At 49.4% G+C, this 21,309-nt stretch carries 20 protein-coding genes; 8 read left to right on the plus strand and 12 right to left on the minus strand.

The features are described 5' to 3' along the window. Position 1: 1 nt before the first annotated feature. Both IPL17_RS17180 and IPL17_RS17185 read right to left on the minus strand, forming a co-directional pair. Positions 2-373 carry a hypothetical protein gene (locus tag IPL17_RS17180; RefSeq protein WP_345308311.1) on the minus strand — a complete coding sequence of 124 codons (372 nt, stop codon included), beginning with the start codon at positions 371-373 and terminating at the stop codon, positions 2-4. Continuing rightward, a complete protein-coding gene (locus tag IPL17_RS17185) occupies positions 358-924 on the minus strand; it encodes a sigma-70 family RNA polymerase sigma factor (protein ID WP_345308312.1) in 567 nt (188 codons plus the stop codon). Before IPL17_RS17185 ends, IPL17_RS17180 begins: the two co-directional genes overlap by 16 nt. Before the next feature lie 213 nt (positions 925-1,137). On the opposite strand from IPL17_RS17185, the gene IPL17_RS17190 reads away from it, so the two are divergent. The 5 genes from IPL17_RS17190 (at position 1,138) to IPL17_RS17210 (ending at position 8,174) form a co-directional block, all read left to right on the plus strand. Beyond that, the gene (locus tag IPL17_RS17190; protein ID WP_345308313.1) at positions 1,138-2,448 is read left to right on the plus strand and encodes a DUF4097 family beta strand repeat-containing protein; all 1,311 of its coding nucleotides are present in this window, start codon (positions 1,138-1,140) and stop codon (positions 2,446-2,448) included. 54 nt (positions 2,449-2,502) lie between these two features. Further along, positions 2,503-2,841 carry a DUF6249 domain-containing protein gene (locus IPL17_RS17195; protein ID WP_345308314.1) on the plus strand — a complete coding sequence of 113 codons (339 nt, stop codon included), beginning with the start codon at positions 2,503-2,505 and terminating at the stop codon, positions 2,839-2,841. A 71-nt stretch (positions 2,842-2,912) separates the two neighbouring features. Beyond that, a complete protein-coding gene (locus IPL17_RS17200) occupies positions 2,913-3,878 on the plus strand; it encodes a MoxR family ATPase (RefSeq protein ID WP_345308315.1) in 966 nt (321 codons plus the stop codon). A gap of 57 nt (positions 3,879-3,935) precedes the next feature. Then, complete coding sequence (locus IPL17_RS17205) at positions 3,936-5,312, plus strand: VWA domain-containing protein (RefSeq protein ID WP_345308316.1); 1,377 nt, start codon at positions 3,936-3,938, stop codon at positions 5,310-5,312. A gap of 537 nt (positions 5,313-5,849) precedes the next feature. Next, positions 5,850-8,174: a hypothetical protein gene (locus IPL17_RS17210; protein WP_345308317.1), complete on the plus strand. Its 2,325-nt coding sequence runs from the start codon at positions 5,850-5,852 to the stop codon at positions 8,172-8,174. A gap of 122 nt (positions 8,175-8,296) precedes the next feature. On the opposite strand, the gene IPL17_RS17215 is transcribed toward IPL17_RS17210, so the two are convergent. Continuing rightward, positions 8,297-8,809 (minus strand): hypothetical protein, encoded by a 513-nt coding sequence (locus IPL17_RS17215; RefSeq protein ID WP_345308318.1) that lies wholly within the window; start codon positions 8,807-8,809, stop codon positions 8,297-8,299. A 213-nt stretch (positions 8,810-9,022) separates the two neighbouring features. On the opposite strand from IPL17_RS17215, the gene IPL17_RS17220 reads away from it, so the two are divergent. Continuing rightward, positions 9,023-9,394 carry a response regulator transcription factor gene (locus IPL17_RS17220; protein ID WP_345308319.1) on the plus strand — a complete coding sequence of 124 codons (372 nt, stop codon included), beginning with the start codon at positions 9,023-9,025 and terminating at the stop codon, positions 9,392-9,394. 73 nt (positions 9,395-9,467) lie between these two features. Here the strand turns inward: IPL17_RS17220 and mmuM are convergent, their stop codons facing one another. The 9 genes from mmuM to IPL17_RS17265 all read right to left on the minus strand — a co-directional run bounded on the left by mmuM (position 9,468) and on the right by IPL17_RS17265 (position 18,229). Then, positions 9,468-10,421, minus strand: a complete 954-nt coding sequence (gene mmuM / locus IPL17_RS17225) for a homocysteine S-methyltransferase (protein WP_345308320.1) — start codon at positions 10,419-10,421, stop codon at positions 9,468-9,470. Between the two features lie 10 nt (positions 10,422-10,431). Further along, positions 10,432-11,376 carry a pyridoxal-phosphate dependent enzyme gene (locus IPL17_RS17230; RefSeq protein WP_345308321.1) on the minus strand — a complete coding sequence of 315 codons (945 nt, stop codon included), beginning with the start codon at positions 11,374-11,376 and terminating at the stop codon, positions 10,432-10,434. Between the two features lie 9 nt (positions 11,377-11,385). After that, entirely contained in the window at positions 11,386-12,600 is a 1,215-nt protein-coding gene (locus tag IPL17_RS17235) for an MFS transporter (protein ID WP_345308322.1), read from the minus strand. Between the two features lie 66 nt (positions 12,601-12,666). Beyond that, positions 12,667-13,584: a D-2-hydroxyacid dehydrogenase gene (locus IPL17_RS17240; protein ID WP_345308323.1), complete on the minus strand. Its 918-nt coding sequence runs from the start codon at positions 13,582-13,584 to the stop codon at positions 12,667-12,669. After that, positions 13,581-15,023, minus strand: a complete 1,443-nt coding sequence (locus IPL17_RS17245) for an aminotransferase class III-fold pyridoxal phosphate-dependent enzyme (protein ID WP_345308324.1) — start codon at positions 15,021-15,023, stop codon at positions 13,581-13,583. Before IPL17_RS17245 ends, IPL17_RS17240 begins: the two co-directional genes overlap by 4 nt. Positions 15,024-15,058: 35 nt before the next feature. Beyond that, the gene (locus tag IPL17_RS17250; RefSeq protein ID WP_345308325.1) at positions 15,059-15,727 is read right to left on the minus strand and encodes a class II aldolase/adducin family protein; all 669 of its coding nucleotides are present in this window, start codon (positions 15,725-15,727) and stop codon (positions 15,059-15,061) included. Positions 15,728-15,862: 135 nt separating this feature from the next. Next, positions 15,863-16,120, minus strand: coding sequence for a GlsB/YeaQ/YmgE family stress response membrane protein (locus IPL17_RS17255; RefSeq protein ID WP_345308326.1), 258 nt, complete (start codon positions 16,118-16,120; stop codon positions 15,863-15,865). 31 nt (positions 16,121-16,151) lie between these two features. After that, a complete protein-coding gene (locus IPL17_RS17260) occupies positions 16,152-16,898 on the minus strand; it encodes a histidine phosphatase family protein (protein WP_345308327.1) in 747 nt (248 codons plus the stop codon). Positions 16,899-16,963: 65 nt separating this feature from the next. Beyond that, complete coding sequence (locus IPL17_RS17265; protein ID WP_345308328.1) at positions 16,964-18,229, minus strand: adenylosuccinate synthase; 1,266 nt, start codon at positions 18,227-18,229, stop codon at positions 16,964-16,966. 190 nt (positions 18,230-18,419) lie between these two features. Between IPL17_RS17265 and guaB the strand changes: the two genes are divergently transcribed. Beyond that, complete coding sequence (guaB, locus tag IPL17_RS17270) at positions 18,420-19,859, plus strand: IMP dehydrogenase (protein ID WP_345308329.1); 1,440 nt, start codon at positions 18,420-18,422, stop codon at positions 19,857-19,859. Positions 19,860-19,948: 89 nt separating this feature from the next. Beyond that, on the plus strand, positions 19,949-21,286 hold the full coding sequence (locus tag IPL17_RS17275) for an aspartate aminotransferase family protein (protein WP_345308330.1): 1,338 nt from the start codon (positions 19,949-19,951) through the stop codon (positions 21,284-21,286). Positions 21,287-21,309: the final 23 nt, after the last annotated feature.

Raw genomic sequence — 21,309 nt, forward strand, 5'->3', positions numbered from 1 at the left:
CTTATTTTGTTAATTGCTTTTGAAAATATGGGATCGTCAACGCAGAGAAAAATGCGGCGGCACCAAACAACACAGCGGGAATAAGCCAGCGGGCATTGACCAGAATATCCTGATAGAAAAGAATTCCTTGAATGCGGATCTTCGTCAGCATGATTGGCGGGAGATTTTGCACGGTAAAGAATAGCGCGACTACGCAAAGAGTGATGGTGAGGGCAATGGCAAAATCATTCCATGTGACCTGGAATGGGCGCGGGGCGGACGTGGTTTGGATGCGCGCCATTACACTGGCGGTAATATCACGCGGCATGGGTGCGAGCGGGTAATTTTGGAGAGCGTCTTCGATGAGGGAGTCTTGTTCTAGGCGGTTATCCATGATTCCTCCAGATGGGCAAGTGATTTGCGGAGTTGTTCCTTCGCGCGGAAAATGCCTGTTTTAACAGTACCAAGCGGCAGATTAAGAGTCGAGGCGATCTCGTCGTAGGAGAGTTCGTTTTGATAGCGAAGGGTAATGAGTAATTGATAATTTGAGTCGAGTGAAGAAATCGCTTCTTGTAATTGTTGCTTCGTTTCATTTGATTCAAATTCGCGGGCGGGGTTATCGAAATTGGTTTCGGGAATGTCTTCCATCACATCGTCGCCGAGGTCGTTGAGCGAGCGGCGCAAGTTGGGCAGGCGGTTGTAACACAGGTTGGTGACAATTCTATATAGCCATGTGCGAAATTGGGATTGACCTTTGAAATTTGGCAGCGCCGTCCATGCGCGTACGAAGGTCTCCTGCGCGAGGTCGAGCGCTTCGTTCTCATCCTTGACGACTCGCAAAGCAAGATTGAAAACATAACGTTGATGTTCGGTAACCAGCGCCGCAAAGGCATCATGATCTCCCTTTTGCGCGCGCTGGATGAGGGTGGTTTCAGTAGCTGACATGGAGTCTCTACAGGGTTAGACAGGGAAAGTGGGGAAAAGTTTCAGAAGAGCAAGAATGAATTATGAATGATGAAGGATGAATAAAAGCTCTGGTTTTCCTTTGTGTACCTTCGTGGTTAATCGAATTTGAAACTTTTTCGCGAATCGCCTGTCAAACGTAGTGAGAAACATGATACCGCTTTTTGCGGCACTTCGTAAACAAGGAGAACGAAAATGAAAAGACCCGTTGTGATCACCCTTTTAGTAGCAGCGTTGGCGTTGGTATGCCTAGGCATTGGCGCGGTGGCATTCTTCACCATCAATGGCGGCTTCCCGACCAATAGTCCTTTTGATCGAAATAACATTTCCTCACAAGTGGAGGAAAGTAAGACCCTCAAAGTGGACGCAGAAAAGCCACTCACCCTGATAGTGGCTGATGAGGCAGGCGATGTCACCGTCACTGGCGGCGATGTGGACACGGTGCAAGTCAAAGTGGTCAAGATCGCTTACGACTCTACCCAAGCCCGTGCAGACGAGGAAGTGAAGACCATCAAATATGCCATCGAGCAGAATGGCAATACCATCACCCTTAAATATGAATTACCGGATTCAATGAACTTTAACAACAATATCAACACCGTGGACTTCATCGTCACCGTCCCAACTAAAACTATTGTGAGTATCGATACCAAATTTGGTTCGGTTGCCGTGCAGGATGTTCAGGGCGCTGTGGAACTCTCCAATGATTTTGGCGATGTGACAGCAAAGAACATCGAAGGTGAGCTGGAAGTTCAAAGCAATGGCGGTAAGATCAACATCGAGGCAGTGGAAGCGGGCACCAAAGATGTGAAGATCAACTCTGACTTCGGAGAGATCACACTAGCCCAGGTCAAAGCCAGGGATGTCAGTGTCACATCGAACAGCGGCGCTGTGACATTTACCAACGTCCGCGCTTCAGGAGATGCCTTCATCAAATCGGATTTTGGGAATACCACCTACGAAAACGGTTCTGCAGCTTCGCTCACATTGGAAACCAGCAGCGGAAAGACCAGCATTACCAAGGTCAACATCACGAAGGAATTGAAAGTGGACAACGACTTTGGCGAGATCGAATTGAAGCAGGCCATGGCAGACTCATACGACCTGCACACCAACAGCGGCGCGATCACCGTCGACGGCGCGAAAGGCAAACTCAAAGCCTACACCGATTTTGGAAATATCGAAATCTCAAACGCGAAGTCCGTCACACTGGATGTCAAGACCAACAGCGGAACCATCGAGTTTAGCGGCTCACTCGGCACAGGACCTCACAACGTCAAATCAGATTTCGGCAATATCGAGCTTGCCCTGCCAACAGATACAAAACTCAATGTGGATCTCAAGACCGACTTTGGACAGATCAGCTCCGACCTTCCGATCACGGTCACATTGACTGAAAGCTCCAGTTCGGAAGAAGATCAAATTGTCGGTGCCATCAACAGTGGAGGTGAACAACTCACCGTCAACACCAACAGCGGAGGCATCAACATCACCGCCATCAAGTAAAATAACAGGGACTGGAGAAATCTCCAGTCCCTGACTTTTTCTAAAGGACCTCTCATGAACGATCTCATTCCCTGCCTCGGTGTTGTCGGCGTCCTCGCCATGATCTTCGGATTTCTCGCCTTCATGCGTTACATGAATTACAAGGAAACCATCGCCCTCGCCGAAAAGGGATTGTCCCGACCTGAAAGTAAGTCTGGCAAAAAAGGGTTGCTGCGTTGGGGGATTATCATTTCCGCGCTTGGATTCGCTCTCTCGCTCGGACTCTATCCATTGGGCTTTGACTCTGGCAACAACTACCCGCTTCACCTCGGACCGTGGATGCTGGGCGGCTTCGTCCCGCTTTTTCTTGGCCTCGGCTTGATCCTGCTCCACTACCTGACAGAAAAGGAATAATAACGAAAGAAATCAGCTACACCAACACGTCTGATGATTATCGAGTGAGATTTAACATTAACAGGTGAGCCATGACAAATCTTTTTGATAGTACAACCACAGTCAAAACTGAGCTGGGCAGGCAAAAATATATTGCCTCAGATGAGATCGCGACCATTGTGTATCTCTCACAGAAACTGGGCAAGCCGCTTCTAGCGGAAGGTCCTGCAGGCGTGGGAAAAACAGAATTGGCAAAAGCCATCGCAGGCGCAACCGGACGCGAGTTGATCCGCTTGCAATGCTATGAAGGGTTGGACGAGTCCAAGGCGTTGTACGAGTGGGAATATTCCAAGCAGTTGCTGTACACCCAATTACTGCGCGATAAGTTAAATGACACCCTCGGCAAAGCGGAATCATTGGCAGAGGCGGCGGACAAATTGGCAAAGGAAGAAGATGTCTTTTTCTCAAACCGCTTTTTATTGCAGCGTCCGCTGTTGAAAGCGATCCTTAGCGAAAAGCCAACGGTTTTATTGATCGATGAAATTGACCGCGCGGATGCCGAGTTCGAAGCCTTCCTGCTGGAAATCTTGAGTGACTTTCAAGTGTCCGTGCCTGAGTTGGGAACTCTCACTGCAATACACAAACCTTTTGTCGTACTGACCTCGAACAATACACGCGAATTATCCGAAGCGTTGAAGCGGCGCTGTTTGTATCTCTTCATTGATTATCCAAACTTACAAGAAGAACTCGCGGTAGTGAGATTGAAAGTCCCAGACTTGAATCCCAAACTGGCACAGCAAGCCGTGGAGTATGTCCAAAAACTTCGCAAAGCTGACATGCGCAAATCCCCATCCATCAGCGAGACACTGGATTGGGCAAATGCGCTCGTGGCATTGAACGCGTCCAATTTGGATAAAGATATTTTGGAAGATACGCTTTCTGTCTTGCTCAAACATGAGGCCGATCTGCAAAAGGCAAAGCGACAGTTGAATGCTCCCCCACCGCAACAGCCAAAGCCAAGAAACAACGATGAGTTTGGAAGGTTTTCTGGAAATTAATATTATTGCGTAGGGACCGCTTCGCGTGGCGATCCGCCCCTACGGGATGAATAAACCATGGAATCCCGTATCCTACAATTAATTGCAGCGTTGCGCGCTAGCGGGGTGCGCGTGTCACTCGCGGAATCAGCAGAGGCATTTTCGGCTGTTGACTTAATGGGAATTCAAGACCGCGAACAATTCCGTTTGTCTTTGCGCGCCACACTGATAAAAGATGCAAAAGATATTCCCACCTTCGAGAAATTATTTCCACTCTTCTTCGGGTCGGGCCAGCCGCCAGAGATGGGCGGCAATCCGATGGATGATCTCTCGCCTGAAGAGATTCAGATGCTGGCCGAGGCGTTGAAGCAGTTCGCGGAGAATCTCCGTCAGCGCATGGAAAGGCTGATAAATGGCGAGCAACTATCCCGTGCGGAGCTTGAAGCGCTCGGTCAATTGGTCGGATTGAATCAGGCGGATAATCTCAATTATCAAAACTGGATGACCCAGCGCATGATGCGCGCGATGGCGTTCCCCGAAGTCCAAAAAGCGATGAAGGAATTGATGGAGCAGCTCGCGCAAATGGGCATGAACCGCGAGCGCATCGAGCAAATCCGAAACATGATCCAGCAAAATGTGCAGGGGATGCAGGGACAGATGGAGCAGTTCGCGGGCGAGCGCATTGCCGAAAACTTAAGTGAGAAACCGCGCGGCGAAAATATTGATAACTTGATGAACCGTCCGTTCGAGGCGTTGTCTGATTCTGATAAACAACTTTTACAGCGCGAAGTGAAAAAGCTCGCCGCCGCGTTACGCACGCGCATCGCACTGCGGCAGAAACGCGCCAAGAGCGGACAGATGGACGCGAAAGCGACCATCCGCGCGAGTTTGAAATTTAACGGCGTGCCGATGGAGATTAAATTTCGCAATCGCATCCATAAACCGAAGATCGTAGTGATCTGCGATGTGAGCACGTCCATGCGTTTTTGTTCTGAGTTGATGTTGAGTTTTCTTTTTGCTCTGCAAGGACAAGTCCGCAAGACTCACGCCTTCGCGTTCATCGATCATCTTGAATCCATCTCCGAAGATTTCAGCGGCTCGAATGCAGACGAAGCGATCCAATCCGTTTTGTGGCGTATGCCCAGCGGACATTACAACACAGACTTCGGTTACGCATTGAGCAACTTCAATGATGACTATATGGATACACTGAACAGCGGGACGACTCTCATCATCGTTGGCGATGGACGCAACAACTATAACGATCCACGCCTCGACATTTTCTCACGCATGTCCCGCCGCTCCACACGCACCATTTGGTTGAATCCTGAACCTCCAGTCATGTGGCACGGTGACAGTGACATGCACAAGTATGCGCCGCTTTGCAGTGATGTGTTGAAGGTCGGCAATTTGCGCGAGTTGGCTGACGCAGTGGATCAGCTTATGGTGGGATGATTTTTGTAAATCACGATTCTGGAGTCCATCAGCAAGCTGATGGACAAACGAAGAAACGCGGGATGAGAATTGCATGAAATTAGCCTTTTTGCTTTTTCTTTTGGCATTTCGTAATTCGCTCAGCCACTCGGACAGCAAGCTGTCCGACTCCAGAGTAAAACAGCATATGGCGGGATATTTTTTTAAATTTTTGTAATTCAATCTTTACGATTAATTCTAGTCACTGTGTTTTCCGCATGCCTGCCCAAAAATAATTCCATCTCAGAAAAGATTGACCTTTGGGGATATTATGATAATATTGCCCGCATTACTTATAAATCAATCTCATACTATAAAATAAATTTTGTTCAATCCAACAAAATCATCAATGCCAAATTCTTGCAGAATATTTCTGTGGCAAAACCCGCGGTTTCCCCATTGTCAAAAAAATGGGGATTTTTGTATTCCCAAGTATTAACTTACATCTTTGTGTATAGAGTTGATGATCCACGGCCTGGAGATCAACTTAACTAAATCAATTCAACAAGAGGAGAGATGATGAAACACATAAAGGGAATCGCAGCGATCATAAGCCTTGCAGCCGTAATCGCCGCAATCGTATTTGTCAGCAGGCCATCCGCGCCTACCCCCAGGTTTGCCCCCTTAGCGCCAAACGGTGAAGGTGTGACCGTAGGCGGTTCGGATAAATCCTCCGGAAAAGGCAGTGATGATCAAGAGGAAACAGTCACAGGGATCAAGAACGATGTTTCTGCGCCATTAAGCTCCATCATCCCGATCGAAGCAGAGAAGAATGCGCAAGACGCGGATATGAATAAAATCTTCACCCTGCCCGGCCGCGGAACCACCATGAACCTGAACGCCCCGCTTGAAATGGATGCCGCTTTGCAGGCTGCCCCTATCTCTCCGAATGCGCCGGTCACTATCGCGAATTTTGACGGCGTTTCCAATATCAGCGGTGTTTTGCCGCCCGATACCAACGGTGACGTTGGTCCGAATCATTATATGCAGTGGGTCAACCTTAGCTTCGCCATCTACAGCAAGACCGGCGCGCTTCTCTATGGACCTGCGGCAGGCAACACATTATGGGCTGGATTCGGCGGCGTCTGTCAGACCACCAACAACGGCGACCCGATCGTACTTTACGATCAACTTGCTGACCGCTGGATGGTGAGCCAATTTGCCGTCCCCGGCGGCGCATCCGGGTATCATCAGTGCATCGCCGTTTCTCAAACCGGTGATCCAACCGGCGCATGGTATCGCTACGACTTCCTGTGGAGCAATACCAATATGAACGATTATCCCCACTTCGGCGTTTGGCCTGACGGCTACTACATGGCAGTGCATGAGTTCGCGAATGCCGCGACCTGGGCTGGTCAGGGCGTAGCCGTATTCGAGCGAGACAAGATGCTCCAAGGTCTCCCCGCCCGCATGGTCAAGTTCAACCTGTACAGCACCGACCCGAACATGGGCGGTATGCTCCCGACCGATCTCGACGGTCCCGCGCCTGCCGCTGGAACCCCGAACTATTTTGTTGAGCCTGACGATAATGCCGGCGGCTTCCCGCAGGACCAGGTTCAAATTTGGGCATTCCATGTTGACTGGTTGAATACAGCTAATTCAACATTCTCACGAGTAGCCGCACTCGCCACCGCCGCATTTGACTCGAATATGTGTAACGGTGCGCGCGCTTGTATTCCACAATCGGGCACGACTGCCAAATTGGATGCGATCGCTGACCGCGCCATGTACCGCGCTCAATACCGCAATTTTGGTGGTTACGAAACGATCATGCTGAACCACACTGTGGATGCAACCAGTACGGATCGAGCCGGGATCCGCTGGTATGAACTTCGCAACACAGGCGGTACAGGCTGGGGCATTAATCAACAAAGCACCTTCTCACCGGACGCCACTCATCGTTGGATGGGCAGTGTCGCAATGAACAGCGCCGGCGACATCGGACTTGGTTATTCAGCTTCCAGCTCGACAATGTTCCCAGCATTGCGCTACACAGGCCGCCTCGCTACCGATCCGCTCAACAGCATGACTCAGGGTGAAGGCACACTGATCGCAGGTACTGGCGCGCAGACACATACAGCCGCACGCTGGGGCGATTACTCCATGCTTTCCGTTGACCCGGTCGATGACTGCACCTTCTGGTTTACCAGTGAGTATGTACAGACGACTGGTTCGGCCCCGTGGCGCACACGCATTGGCTCCTTCAAACTAGCTAACTGTGCTGCTCCTGGACCCACACCCACTCCTGGACCAACCAACACACCCTTACCTCCAACCAACACTCCGATTCCGCCCACACCGACCAATACACCATTGCCGGTAACCAATACTGGCTTCCGGGCTCCAAGCGCGAATGCGGCTGTAACCACCAGCGCTGGCGATAACAATGGCTATCAGACCACGCCAATCAATGCATACCTGGCTGACGGTTTGTTTGCAGTAGACACAAGCAGTGGAACAAACAACAATACCAACTGCACAAACAACGGTAAGGACAAACATCAATTCTATAACTATAATTTCAGCACGCCAGGCGCGACTGCAATTAATGGCATTGAAGTGAAACTCACTGGAAAGGTGAACAGCACCACCAGTTCGCCAAAATTCTGTGTGCAATTGTCATGGAACGGTGGAACAACCTGGACGACAGCCAAATCCACCACAACCCTGAGCACCACGAATTCCACATACACACTCGGCACCTCCGCTGACACTTGGGGGCATGTCTGGCTTCCAACCGAACTTTCCAACACGAACTTCCGTATTCGCATCATCGATGTCGCTGGTTCATCGGCGCGCACCTTCTCGCTTGATGCAGTGTCGGTACAGGTGACCTACCATTAAAACAAAATAATTTCCGTGTAAGAATAAAAAAATGGATGTGCTCGAAAGGGCACATCCATTTTTTGTCGTTTTCATAAAACATTATTTTTTTGTCAGCCTCGCCAATCCAAGGTCAGCACATATCACTCAACGATCAATATAATACTAAAAGATATGGACGGCATCTTGCAGGGCGGTTTTGATTGTAAACATAACGGATCCCCATTCGCAGTCAGAGTGACCGTACCAGGAGCTTGCGCAACGTAAATTCCCTGTGCGCCTTGGATCACTGTAACACCCATATCGCGCTGAAGCACATCCTGAGAATCAACTTCAACTGTCCACTCGTAAACATCCGATCCAAGATTAAGCAGGACCCTTTCGCCAATATGCATCGTAAAAGTCTTGCCGTTATCTGATAGAGAGACGCCACTGGCAGGAAGGTTAGCAACCGATATTGGGGTTGCGCCATCATTATTTGTCGTTGAAGGAGGTAAGCCAACTGCAGGACCACCCCCCTGTCCCGTCGTGACCACTGCTCCTGACTGGGTCATTGCCACTGTCGGTATTGTTTCAGGCTGAGCAGATTGAAAGGGCACACAGGCAGTTATAAGCATGGTCAAGACAACAATAAAAGTGAAAAGTTCCGTATTCATTCGTTTTCTCCTTAAGCTACTATTTGATAATGACGATATAAACAGAAAATAGTTCCATTGCATGCCCATTTTACACCCGGCGAATCACGGACAAAACGGGGAAGTCGAGAACTGTCTATAAGCAGTTGAATTTTAAAAATCTCCCTTGTTATCCGCCATTTTTAATTGTATGATTACATCAATAAATATCCCAAATAGCATGGAAGCTAACAAATGGCGAAAATATTAATCGTAGATGATGATGTAAAGGTGACAACTTTATTAAAAAGATATCTTTCCTCTGCCGGGCATGAAGTCACGGCCATTAATGACAGCTCAAAGGCTATTCAGGCTGCAGACAAAGTTCGACCAAACCTCTTTATTTTTGACATGATGATGCCTCAGCCCGATGGGTACAGACTTTGCGGATTGATCCGCGCAAACCCAGTTTATCAGCACACACCGATCCTGATTATTACAGCCCTGGATTATAGCAATAGCAAGGCCGCTTCCTTTGGCGCGGATGATTACCTCACAAAACCATTTGACCTTGATGAACTTGAGCCAAAAATTCAATTTCTATTAAATAAAACCAGGATCGTATAGATCCAATTAAAGAAAAAATCCCCGCAGCAAAGAGCCGCGGGGATTTTCATTAAATTAATAGATCGATTCACTGTTATATCCCGCCATGTTTCCCACGCGCCCAACTCCGTATCTCGCGGATATGATCCGGGGTTGTGCGACAGCATCCTCCGATAATGACAGCTCCATTTTCAAACCACTCTTTTGATTGTTTTCCAAATGCGTCACAAGAAGTTTCTCCATGCCAGGTGTTGGCAATGGGGTCATATACTTCTCCAGAATTGGGATAAACAATAACAGGCTTATCCGTATTTCTCTTAATTTCACGGATCAGTGAAGGGATATATAGGGGGGATGTGCAATTGATTCCGATCGCCACAGCCTGTGGAAATTGATCCAGCCATTTCGCACAATCTGATATTTTTTCGCCATTGCATATATGCTCATCATCTTTTGCACTGAAGCAAAACCACGCAAAAGTGTTTGGAAATTCGCCCAGCAATTTGACCAATGCCTGAGCCTCGATCAAACATGGGATGGTCTCACAGGCTAAAAGGTCGGCACCTGAAGCGATGAGCGCTTCGACACGCGGACGGTGGAAGTCGATCAATTCCTGCTCATTCAGCCCATAGTCGCCGCGATATTCAGAGCCATCCGCAAGAAATGCGCCATATGGACCAACAGAGGCCGCGATCATCGGGCGCGTCCGATTATCAGTGCGATTTTTTTCGTCAGACCAAAATTCATCCCGCGCGGCTTGTGCGATCTGCACAGATTTTTTCATCAAGTCAAGGGCAGCATCTCTGTTAAGACCTCTGCGGGCGAACCCTTCAACGGTGGCTTGATAGCTGGCAGTGATCGCAAAATCTGCCCCTGCGTTGAAATAATCCAGATGCACCTGGTGGATCAGTTCTGGCTGTTCCATCAAAACTTTGGCGGACCAGAGCGCGTCGTTCAAGTCACAACCGCGCTGCTCCAACTCTGTGGCAAGCGCGCCATCCACAATTGCGACGGGATATTTTTCCAAAATAGTTTCAATCGGATTCATAAAGTTCCTTTTATTGCCAGGGTAATTTTTGCAGGTCCACGTTGCCGCCACTGATGATCACACCAATCTTGAGTCCGCTCAGGTCAATTTTCTGTTCCCAAAGCACACCGACCGCCACAGCGGAAGATGGCTCGATGATGATCTTGGCGCGCTCCCAAACATATTTCATCGAATCGATAATGCCAGCCTCGCTCACGGTTACGATCTGTTCAACGCGTTGTTGAATAATGGGAAAGGTCAATGAGCCAAGCGATGTGAGCAATCCATCCGCGATCGTTCTTGGATTCTCAGACGGGATAATCTCGCCTGCAGCAATCGAACGAAAAGCGTCATCGGCCATTTCAGGCTCCCCTGCGATCACACGGATTCCCTTTCTAGTTTCCGTCGCCGCAATGGCGGTGCCGCTTAATAAACCGCCACCGCCAACTGGCGCAATGATCACATCCAGATCGGGGACATCCTGCAGCAGTTCCAAAGCCGCCGTGCCCTGACCTGCGATCACGCGCTCATCATTATAAGGATGGACAACGGTCGCACCCGTATCATGCCTGATCTGTTCCAATGTGCTTTCTCTGGCCTGAAGTGTCGGCTCACAAAACGTGATCAAGCCGCCGTAGCCAGCCACTGCATTTTTCTTCACTGAAGGAGCATTGTTCGGCATCACAATATAGGCAGGAATCCCGCGCATACGCGCCGCAAGCGCCAACGCCGCCGCGTGATTGCCCGATGAATGCGTACAGACTCCGTGCGCAGCTTCCTCATCACTTAAGGAATAGACCGCATTACATGCACCGCGGAATTTGAAAGCGCCTACTTTCTGCAGATTTTCACACTTGAGAAATACCTGCGCGTCCACTTGTTGATTTAAACTTGAATTTGTAATTACAGGAGTACGATGCGCATGGGGTCGAATCCGTTCTGCGGCTTTGAGGATGTCATTTAGTGTAGTTGCCATAGACTCTCCTTATTTATTCTGGATCAGTTCCAGCGGATCCTTCATCTTTGAAATAAATACCAGACTTACAACAAGAAAACCAACAGCAACAAGTAATGCAGGCGTAAACGAACCGTCAGAATTCTTCAAGGCTTCCATAAAGAAAACGAAAACTACTGAAGCCTGCCCAAAGAGTTGAATGAGTCCATTCGATGTGCCTTCGGGAGTTGGATGTGTCACCTCGGCAGTATATTGCATAATGACCGGCATGGCGCTCGTCAGGAAAAATCCCAGCACAAAAGCGGAAGCAAATAATAGCGCAGATGTGGTCGCGAATGTTAATCCGATCAATCCGGGGATCGCGCCAATGAACGCGACATAAAGATAGAACTGACGCTTGTGCTGCTTGTCAGACAGAGCAGGGATCACAACCGCTCCGATCACGCCGCCAACGATCATCAATGCGCCAAGTGTACCTGCGTCTGTAGGACTGAAGCCGCGCGGACGGATGATATTCTCAACCCAGGTGGTTACCCCATTGAAGATACCCAACCCCACAAACGTGATCGCCAATCCAAACCAAAATACTTTTACGGTAAGCGCATGCTTCAAACCATCCAGCATCAACGCGCGGACTTCCTGCCCGGGCGGGCAAGGCGGTGTTGGCGGAGTCTCGCGCGAGAAAATAATAAATAAGACCGCTGAAACAGCGGCGATACTGCCATAAGAAATTTGTATCGTGGAAATCGCCAGGCTTTCCATGAGAATGGGAGTCAGAACCATGCCCAGCGCAGTACCGACCAAACTTGCCAGTGTTACCAACCCAACCGCAGTGGCGCGTTCTTCGAGGGCGAACCAATTCGCTGGGACTTTTGTCCACGTGTTGAGCAAGAATGGCTGCGCGGCGGCAATGCCAAAGGTGCTCCACAAGACCAGCGTGTAATTTGTCCCAGCCATGCCGCGCAGGATACCAAAGATGCCCATCATGACCGCGCCAATGCTGACCGCCAGCCGAAATCCATAGGTATCAATCACCCATGAAACAGGGATGGACAGCGGAATGAATGCGATCATAAACGACATGGACAACAAGCCGATCTGTAAATCGTTCACGCCGTAAAAAGCGGCAGATGGACCTGTGATCGGCGCGTAGGAAATCCACAGGATCTGGATGGTAATGTTCACGAGCATGAAAACCGCCAACACCGCCCAGCGATAGGGATAGATCTTATATTGTGTCGTCATGATTGATCCTTGTAATGTCTACGCCATTGCTTCATCGGAAAGAGCACCCTCATCGCAAAGACGAGATTAGTACCCTTTTTCAAAATCAACTCGATACTTAAGCGGTTTGTCTTCTAGGAGTAGTTCGTAATTTTCAATGAATATATTGGTTATGTCTTCCGCCAGGCTTGGTGCGGCAGTGTGAAAGGTCATGAGCAAATTAGGTGTCGTCCAAAATGGGTGATCTTTAGGAAGCGGTTCCTGTTCAAAGACATCTAACACCGCACCAGCAATTTTGTTCTGATTTAGCGCGTCGAGCAATGCAGATTCATCCACTGCGGGACCGCGACCGACGTTGATGACAAGCGCATGTGAAGGCAGGACATGCAGCAAGTCCGCGTTGATGATCTTGCGTGTGTCTTTGGTATTGGGTAGGATGTTGACGAGATAATCGAGTCCGCTTGCAAATTTTAACAGGTCATCTCCGTGAAAATAAGAATCGACATGAGCACTTATTTCGCTGTCCCGTGTATATCCGCGGACGTTCATACCGAAGAATTTTGCTGTGAGTGCGACTTCGGCTCCGATCGAGCCGACCCCCAACAAGCCGATGGTTTTTCCACGCAGGGTTCCTGTATCCGAGTCTTCCCATTGTTTGTTCATTTGAGCTTCGTGTCTTTGAAATATTTTTCGTTCATGAGCGAGAAGATAACCAATGACATATTCGGACATCAATTCGCCAAAGACGCCGCGCGCATTCGTTAGAATGTAATCACGGCGCGAAGCGGGACCCACCAACGGTTCGATCCCTGCCCAAATGGACTGTGCCCAGATCAAGGCAGGGACAGAGGCGAGCGCAGTTTTGATCAGACTGGGCTCGCCCAAAACGATGTCCACATCGTCGGCGGGCTGATCAACAATTTCCAGTCCATCAAACTGCGCCTCTTCGATCAAAGCATGATATTTCTTTTTATCCTGCGCAAGAATTAATAGTTTATGACTCATTGACATTCCTTCAAAACAGTTTCAAAGCGATCCAACGCATCATCGATCACCTCATCGGTATCAGCCATCGAAGTATACATACGCGAACCTGCGAGTGTTACCAATCCATTTGCCATGTAAGCCGCGCCCATCTCTTCCATCATGTGCTTGCGCGGTTTGAGTTCTTTCAGCAGGCGCAGTGGATGCTTGAGATCGAGCAGCATGGTGCCAGCCGTTTCAAGATGCACGATCGAGCCTTGATTGTATGCGACAAAAGGCAGTGAATATTTTTCAATGATGGCTTGCAAACCTTTCGTGAGTCTGTCGCCGGCTTTGCCGGCGATGACCGCCGCGTTTGTCTTTTCCATTTCAAGCAAAGCGTAATATCCCGCCACACACGAAAGCGGATTCGCAGAAAGTGTGCCGCCAATATACGCGCGTTCGCCCACGCCGCCAATGCCCGCCGCGAAAGTCGCGATCACATCACGCCGCCCGCCGACTCCTCCTGCCATGGGATATCCGCCCGTGATACATTTTCCAAACACGGTCAGGTCAGGCCTCACATTGAAATAGCCTTGAGCCCCACCCAGCCCCAAACGAAACCCAGTGACAACTTCATCAAAGATCAAAAGGGCACCGAACTGATCGCAAAGCTCACGGACTTTTTGATTGAAATCTTTTGGAACAGGACGCGTGCCGCTTTCGGGTCCGACGGGCTCAAGAATGACCGCCGCTGTACCGCCCCGAAACCTGTTCAAAAAAAGCTGACGCTTCAACGCCCCGAGAGCATTTGGGTAGAACTCGCGGGTTGACGCGCTTGTTCCGCGCGGAATCCCCTTGGCCTCCAAACGCCCCGTGCCCGGGATATGTAACCCGTACACCATCGAGTCACTCCAGCCATGATAGGATCCGCCGACTTTTATGACATATCTCTTCTTCGTAAATGTCCTTGCCGCACGTATTGCCGCCATAACAGCTTCTGTTCCCGACCCAAGCATGCGGAACATTTCGATCGAAGGCATGAAGCGCTGAACAAGCTGTGCAAGTTTTAATTCATATTCATGAAACAGCCCCGTGACAGGTCCACAGGTTTGCAACATCTCGATCACTTTTTCACGCACAGGCGCGTAATTACTGCCCAAGATGGTCGGTCCTCCTGCCTGAAGAAAGTCTATATATTTGTTACCATCGGTATCCCAAAGATAAGCGCCATCCGCTTTTTCAACGGCAATTGGGAAAGGGTAATTAAAAGCAAGATTGTGCTGCACGCCGCCGGGAATGATCTGTTTGGCTTCGTCGATCAACTGTTTGGAACGCACACACTTGGTGTCAAAATAATTAAGATACTCTGCCATCTTCTCGCGCCGCACAGGGCGGATCGGCTGGCTGATGAGATTCTCAAGTTTGACATAGACTTCGTCCACGTCGGGGTAATCGGAGATGGCGTATTGTTGGCGCATTTTATTCACCTGTTGGGGCGGATCGCGATCCGCCCTTACTTTATTTCAGCAAATTTCTTTTCGTCGGCGCGCAGTTTGGCAAATGCAATTTCGCGAATGGGCAAAGGTATCTTTGAAATTTTCTTCTCGGTCATGAGCGCGAGTAAATAAGTTAAGGCGCATTTTTCAAGCAAGGCCATATTATGAATGGCCTGCTCCATTGTCCCGCCGAAGACCAGGACACCATGGTTTTGAAGAATAAAAGCATTGTTATTATTCTTCACCTTAGCCTTGACTGCGTTTTTTAGGAATCCAGTGCCTGATGGTGCATAAGAAATGATATCCACACTGCGGCCTAAATAGCGCACCTGTTCATCGAACAAGGCGGGAATTGGCATATTGATCAAAGCCAGCGCGCTTGCATAGGGCTGATGTGTATGGATGATACAGTGCACATCCGCACGAGTCTGATAGACAGCCGCGTGCATCCCGCTTTCAATGGATGGTTTCATTTCTCCTTCGATTTGATGCATGTCAAAATCGAGAATGCAAATATCATCCACTTGCATTTTGGCGTAGTCATAATTGGATGGTGTCACGGCAAAAGCGCTTTGTCCACTGATGCGGGCAGAGATATTCCCTTCCGTAGCTTTGAGATAACCGCGTTCAAGCAATGTGCGGCAGGCATCCACAACCTGTTGTTTATGATGTTGGATTTCCGTCATGAAGGATCCTTGTTTGAATTTAATTCCATTCGGCATTGATTATATGCCAAGATAATTTTTGCGGGCTTGCAAACAAAAAGGAGTCACGCAAAATCTATGCATGACTCCCGATACAAAAATATCTTAATATAAATATCAGCGACGACCGCCGCGCAACAATCCAACGACGTACAACAGAACAACTGCTCCTACGATCGCAACAACCAGGCTGGGAATGTTAAAACCTGTGACGCCCTGTGCGCCAAAGAAATCCATGATGTAACCGCCAATAAATGCGCCAACGATACCGACCACGATATTGGCAATGGCTCCCATTTTCTTGTTCTTGCCCATGATGATGCTTGCGATCCAGCCCGCAAGCGCGCCAAAAATGATCCAAACCAGAATGTTCATATCTACCTCCAAAAGATTTTTTGATATTGTATCACCCGCTCACCAAATGCGCAGGCAGGTGGTCAGTCCTGTTTAGATAAGCAACCAGGATCTCATCCTTACGAATGTCAAAGCGGCTGATCGAACAGTTGTTGAGCAGGAACCACGATTTCATATCATGCGCTCCCTGCCGCCAGGGAAGTTTGAGCATGGCGGAAATCAACCGTACAAAAAAGCCGCCGTGACTAACGAATGCGATCCGTTGCTCGGGCTGTCCATCCCTGTCACCATGACGGGCGATGAGTTCGGCAAGCACCTTGTCGGCGCGGAGTTGGCGTTCCTCCTCCGCTTCAAAGGGACGATTCCACCAACCTGATTCATCATATCCATTGGGCAGGTTCAATTCGGAGAAATTTTTCTCAAAGAATGAACGAGGTTTCCCAGACAGACCTTTAAAATTATCCATTTCTTCACGGGCGTACATTCCACCCTCCTCATGGATATCGATCCAGGCAGTGAACGGGACACTTCCCAATGCACGGACAGTCGGCGCGGCTGTTGCCACAGCGCGCTCCATCAGACTGGTGTAAATATGCGTGAAACCAAATCCGTACTGGTTTTGAATATTCCAAACCTTATCATTCGTGATGTGTTGTTTTTCTTTCAGATATTTCGCGAGATGTTCAGCCTGAGCAATCCCAATCTCTGTAAGATACGGGTCTGGATGCTCTTTGTATTCCGGGTCATTCCAACCTGCATTGTTGACAGATTGTCCATGACGGATAAAGTAAAGTTCCATATTATGTTCGACCGCCTTGTTTGTTGATTACCCAGAACTCCGAGGAAAACCCGGAGTTCTGGCATTTATCTTCTGATCGTCGCATCCCGCTCAGGGCCGACACCGATCCACTTGACCGGCGCGCCTGCACACTCTTCTATCATTGCGACGTAATCTTTTGCTTCTTGAGGTAATTCATCAAAAGACCTGACCTTACTGATATCTTGCTGCCAGCCTTTAAATTTTTTATAAACCAACTCTACCGTGTCTAGTCCATAAGCGTCCACATCTGCGTAGCGGATATCTTTGCCGTTCAATTGGTATCCGACGCAAACTTGAATTTCATCCAAACCGCTCAGCACGTCCAGCTTGGTCAGGCACAACTCGGTCACGCCACTTAGATCCACTGCGGTGCGGACAATTTCCAGATCCAGCCAGCCAACTCTGCGAATACGCCCTGTGGTGGCGGCAACTTCTCCGAATTTTTTATACACTTCACTTTCAACATCATGGATCTCGGTCGGCAGCGGACCACCGCCGACTCGTGTTGTGTACGCCTTCGTTACCCCGATAACATTTGTGATGTGCTTCGGCGGAATCCCGAGCCCGGCAGAGGCGGCAGATGGAATGGTTGTTGAAGCAGTTACGAAAGGATAAGTTCCCCAATCCGTATCCAAAAAAGTGCCCATGGCTTGTTCAAGCAGGAAGTTCTTTCCGATCTTCAATCCATCCTGAACCAATGAAAATAATTCACGAATATAAGGCTTTAGTTTCAAATAATATCCACGATAGGTATCGCGCACATCGTCAAACTTCAAGGCTTCTCCGCCCAAAGCAATGATGATCTTATTCTTCAAGGTCAATTGCACCTGTAATCTTTGCTCGAACATATCGCTTGTAAAATCCGTCCAGCGGATGCCGTTATAGCTGACTTTGTCCGCAAAGACAGGACCAATGCCGCGGCGAGTTGTTCCCGTGGCGCCCGCACCTTTGGCTTCTTCGTACAGCCCATCCAAGATCTTATGATACGGCATGATCAAATGCGAACGCGGCGAAACCCACAACCTGCCATCCACCGCCACGCCAGCCTTGTTGAGCATCTCGATCTCATCGATCAGAACCTGCGGGTCAATGACCACACCGCCACCGATCAAGCCAGTTGTATTTTGCGCAAAGATCCCCGAAGGCACCAAATGAATTTTGAACGTTCCAAAATCATTGATGACGGTATGCCCCGCGTTATTCCCACCGTTGAAGCGCGCCACATAATCCATGCGCTCCGCAAGAAAATCCACAGCCTTACCCTTGCCCTCGTCGCCCCATTGTGAACCGATCACTGCTGTAACTGTCATGATATCTCCTTGTTTGAATTCCAACTCTCTTGCATTTTCCTGCTCGAAGTCAGCGGATCGATCCTCAGAGGGAGTTGATCCTGTTACCTTTGGGTTGACCAGCCGCCAGTTAAGGATGATCCGCTCTCATATCCAATGGAATCAATATCAAGCATTATAATTCGGGCGGTTCAATTTCAGAGGAGTGATTATGAAAATATTACCAGATACCGCTTTGACTTATGATGACGTTTTACTTGTACCTCAATATTCCATTGTTGACTCGCGCCGCATGCTTTCCACCCAAACAAAATTGACAAAGAAGATCTCTTTGCAAATCCCGATCGTCTCCGCGAACATGGATGTGGTCACTGAAAGCGAAATGGCGATCGCAATGGCACGCGAAGGCGGGATCGGGATCATCCACCGTTTTCTTTCCATTGATGAACAAGCCAGGCAAATCCACCGCGTCAAAAAAGCGGAGTCTTTTATTGTTGAAAGCCCGATCAAGATGACCACTGCACATACGGTCGGCGACATCAAAAAACTTGTGGACGAAACAGGCTCGGGCGGAATTTTGATCGTGGATGCGGACGGAAAACTGGTGGGGATCGTAACCACCCGCGATCTATTATTTGAGAATGACGACAACAAACCCGTCAGCGAATTGATGCAGAAAAATGTGATCACAGGTTCTCCGGAAATATCCCTGAAGGATGCAGAGAAATTATTGCACGACCACCGCATCGAAAAACTTCCTCTTGTAGATAAAGACGGCCGTGTGACCGGATTGGTTACCCTGAAGGATATTATGAAGATCACGCAATATCCGAAAGCCACAAAAGATTCACGCGGACGATTGATCGTTGGCGCAGCAGTAGGCGTCCGCGACAAGGAAATGCGCCGCGTGGAGGCAGCACTAGCCGCTGGCGCAGATTGCATCGTAGTGGATATTGCCCACGGTGATTCAAATCTTGAAATCGATATGATCAAAAATATTAGAAAGCATTTCCCCGACGCTCAGATCATTGGCGGGAATGTGGCAACTGCTGACGGCACAAAAAGCCTGATCGACGCAGGGGCGGATTGTGTAAAAGTCGGTGTCGGCCCTGGTTCAATCTGCATCACCCGGGTGGTGGCAGGATCGGGCGTTCCGCAGCTCACTGCTGTAATCGAGTGTGCCAAAGCTGCAGAATCTGCTGGAATTCCGATCATCGCAGATGGCGGCATTCGCCAACCCGGAGACGTTGCAAAGGCGATCGCTGCAGGCGCACAATCCGTAATGATCGGGTCCATGCTGGCCGGGACAGATGAGAGTCCGGGCATGATCATGACCCGCCGCGGTCATCGCTACAAGGCTTCGCGCGGCATGGCATCTCGTGAAGCGACCATTGACCGCAACCGCAAGGAAGGTAACGACCTGACGCAGGAAGAGATCGAAGAGTATGTTGCCGAAGGTGTTGAAGCAGCCGTTCCGTATCGCGGAAAAGTGCGCGAAGTGCTGACCCAATTGATCGGGGGCTTGCAATCTGGCATGAGCTATAGCGGCGCCCACAACCTGGAAGAGTTCACCCAAAAAGCGATTTTTGTACGGATGACTGGTGCTGGGTTAAGAGAATCAGGTCCGCACGATGTGGAAGTGTTGGGATAGAAATAACAATGATGAATTATGAAGGATGAAGGATGAAAAAATCCCGAACCTTCTTAATGCTTTGCGGCTAAATACTTTTGGAGATACCCATGAGCAAACAAGATACATCAGCTTGGATCGAGAAGGATAAAAAGCAATTACATCCTGTTTACCACCCCAAGTCACATGCAAATCCGCTAGTGATCGAGCGCGGCGAAGGCGTCTGGCTGTACACAACCGATGGGCAAAAAATACTGGATGGCATGGCAGGACTGTGGAACGTCAATGCCGGATATGGGCGCGAGGAACTCGCTAAAACAGCCTATGACCAAATGAAGGAACTGGCATTCACCTCCAACTTTTCCGGGATGACAAACCTTCCTTCGATCAAACTTGCCGATAAACTCGCAGGGTTCGCCTACGAAGGCTTGAATACAACCTTCTTCACTTCAGGCGGTTCGGAGGCAAATGATTCCGCCTTCAAAACCGCCCGCTATTACTGGAAACGAAAGGACAAACCCGGTAAATATAAAGTGATCGCGCGCAAAGGTTCCTATCACGGCATTACCCTCGCCACGACATTTGCCACCGGGCTTGAAAAATATCATGGTATGTTCGGGCCTGCGATGGATGGGTTTGTCCACATCCCAGCGCCAAATCCATATCGGTACGAAGGTCAACTAAAAGCTGGCGAGACCGTTGGTCAGGCTGCCGCACGTGAACTGGAAGAGGCGATCCTGCGTGAAGGTCAGGATACGGTGGCGGCTTTCATCGCTGAACCGGTGATGGGCGTGGGCGGAGTGATCATTCCCCCCGCGGACTACTTCCCCCTTATCCGCCAGATATGCGACAAATACGAGATCCTTTTTATTGCCGATGAAGTGATCACAGGCTTTGGACGCACCGGCGAATGGTTTGCATTGACTCATTGGAACGTCAAACCCGATATTCTTTCTTTTGCAAAAGCCATCACGAGTGGATACGCGCAATTAGGAGGGATTCAGATCTCTGATGAGATCCGCGAGACGATGGAAACCGCGGCAGATTCTGAAGCATACATGCACGGCTACACTTATTCTGGTCATGCCATGGCTTGCGCGGTTGGATTGAAGAATCTCGAGATCATGGAACGTGAAGAATTCCCGAAACGCGCGCGCGAACTGGGCAAACGCCTGCTTGATGGGCTGAAAACAATGACAGAATTCTCATTTGTCGGTGATGTGCGCGGAATTGGCCTGGTCTGCGGCGTGGAAATTGTCTCCAACAAGGAATCCAAAACAGCTGACCCCGCCATGACCATGAAGATATTCAAAGCCGCCCAGGAACACGGACTGCGCTCCCGTCCGCTTGGGAATACATTAGCCTTCTCTCCCCCGCTTTCCATCACGGAGGATGAAGTGGACGAGATCATCAAACGCCTCGGTGCCGCAATGGATGGAGTCTCGTGAATCGTAAAATCGTAATTCGCAAA

It is taken from the genome of Candidatus Villigracilis saccharophilus (genome assembly GCF_016711665.1).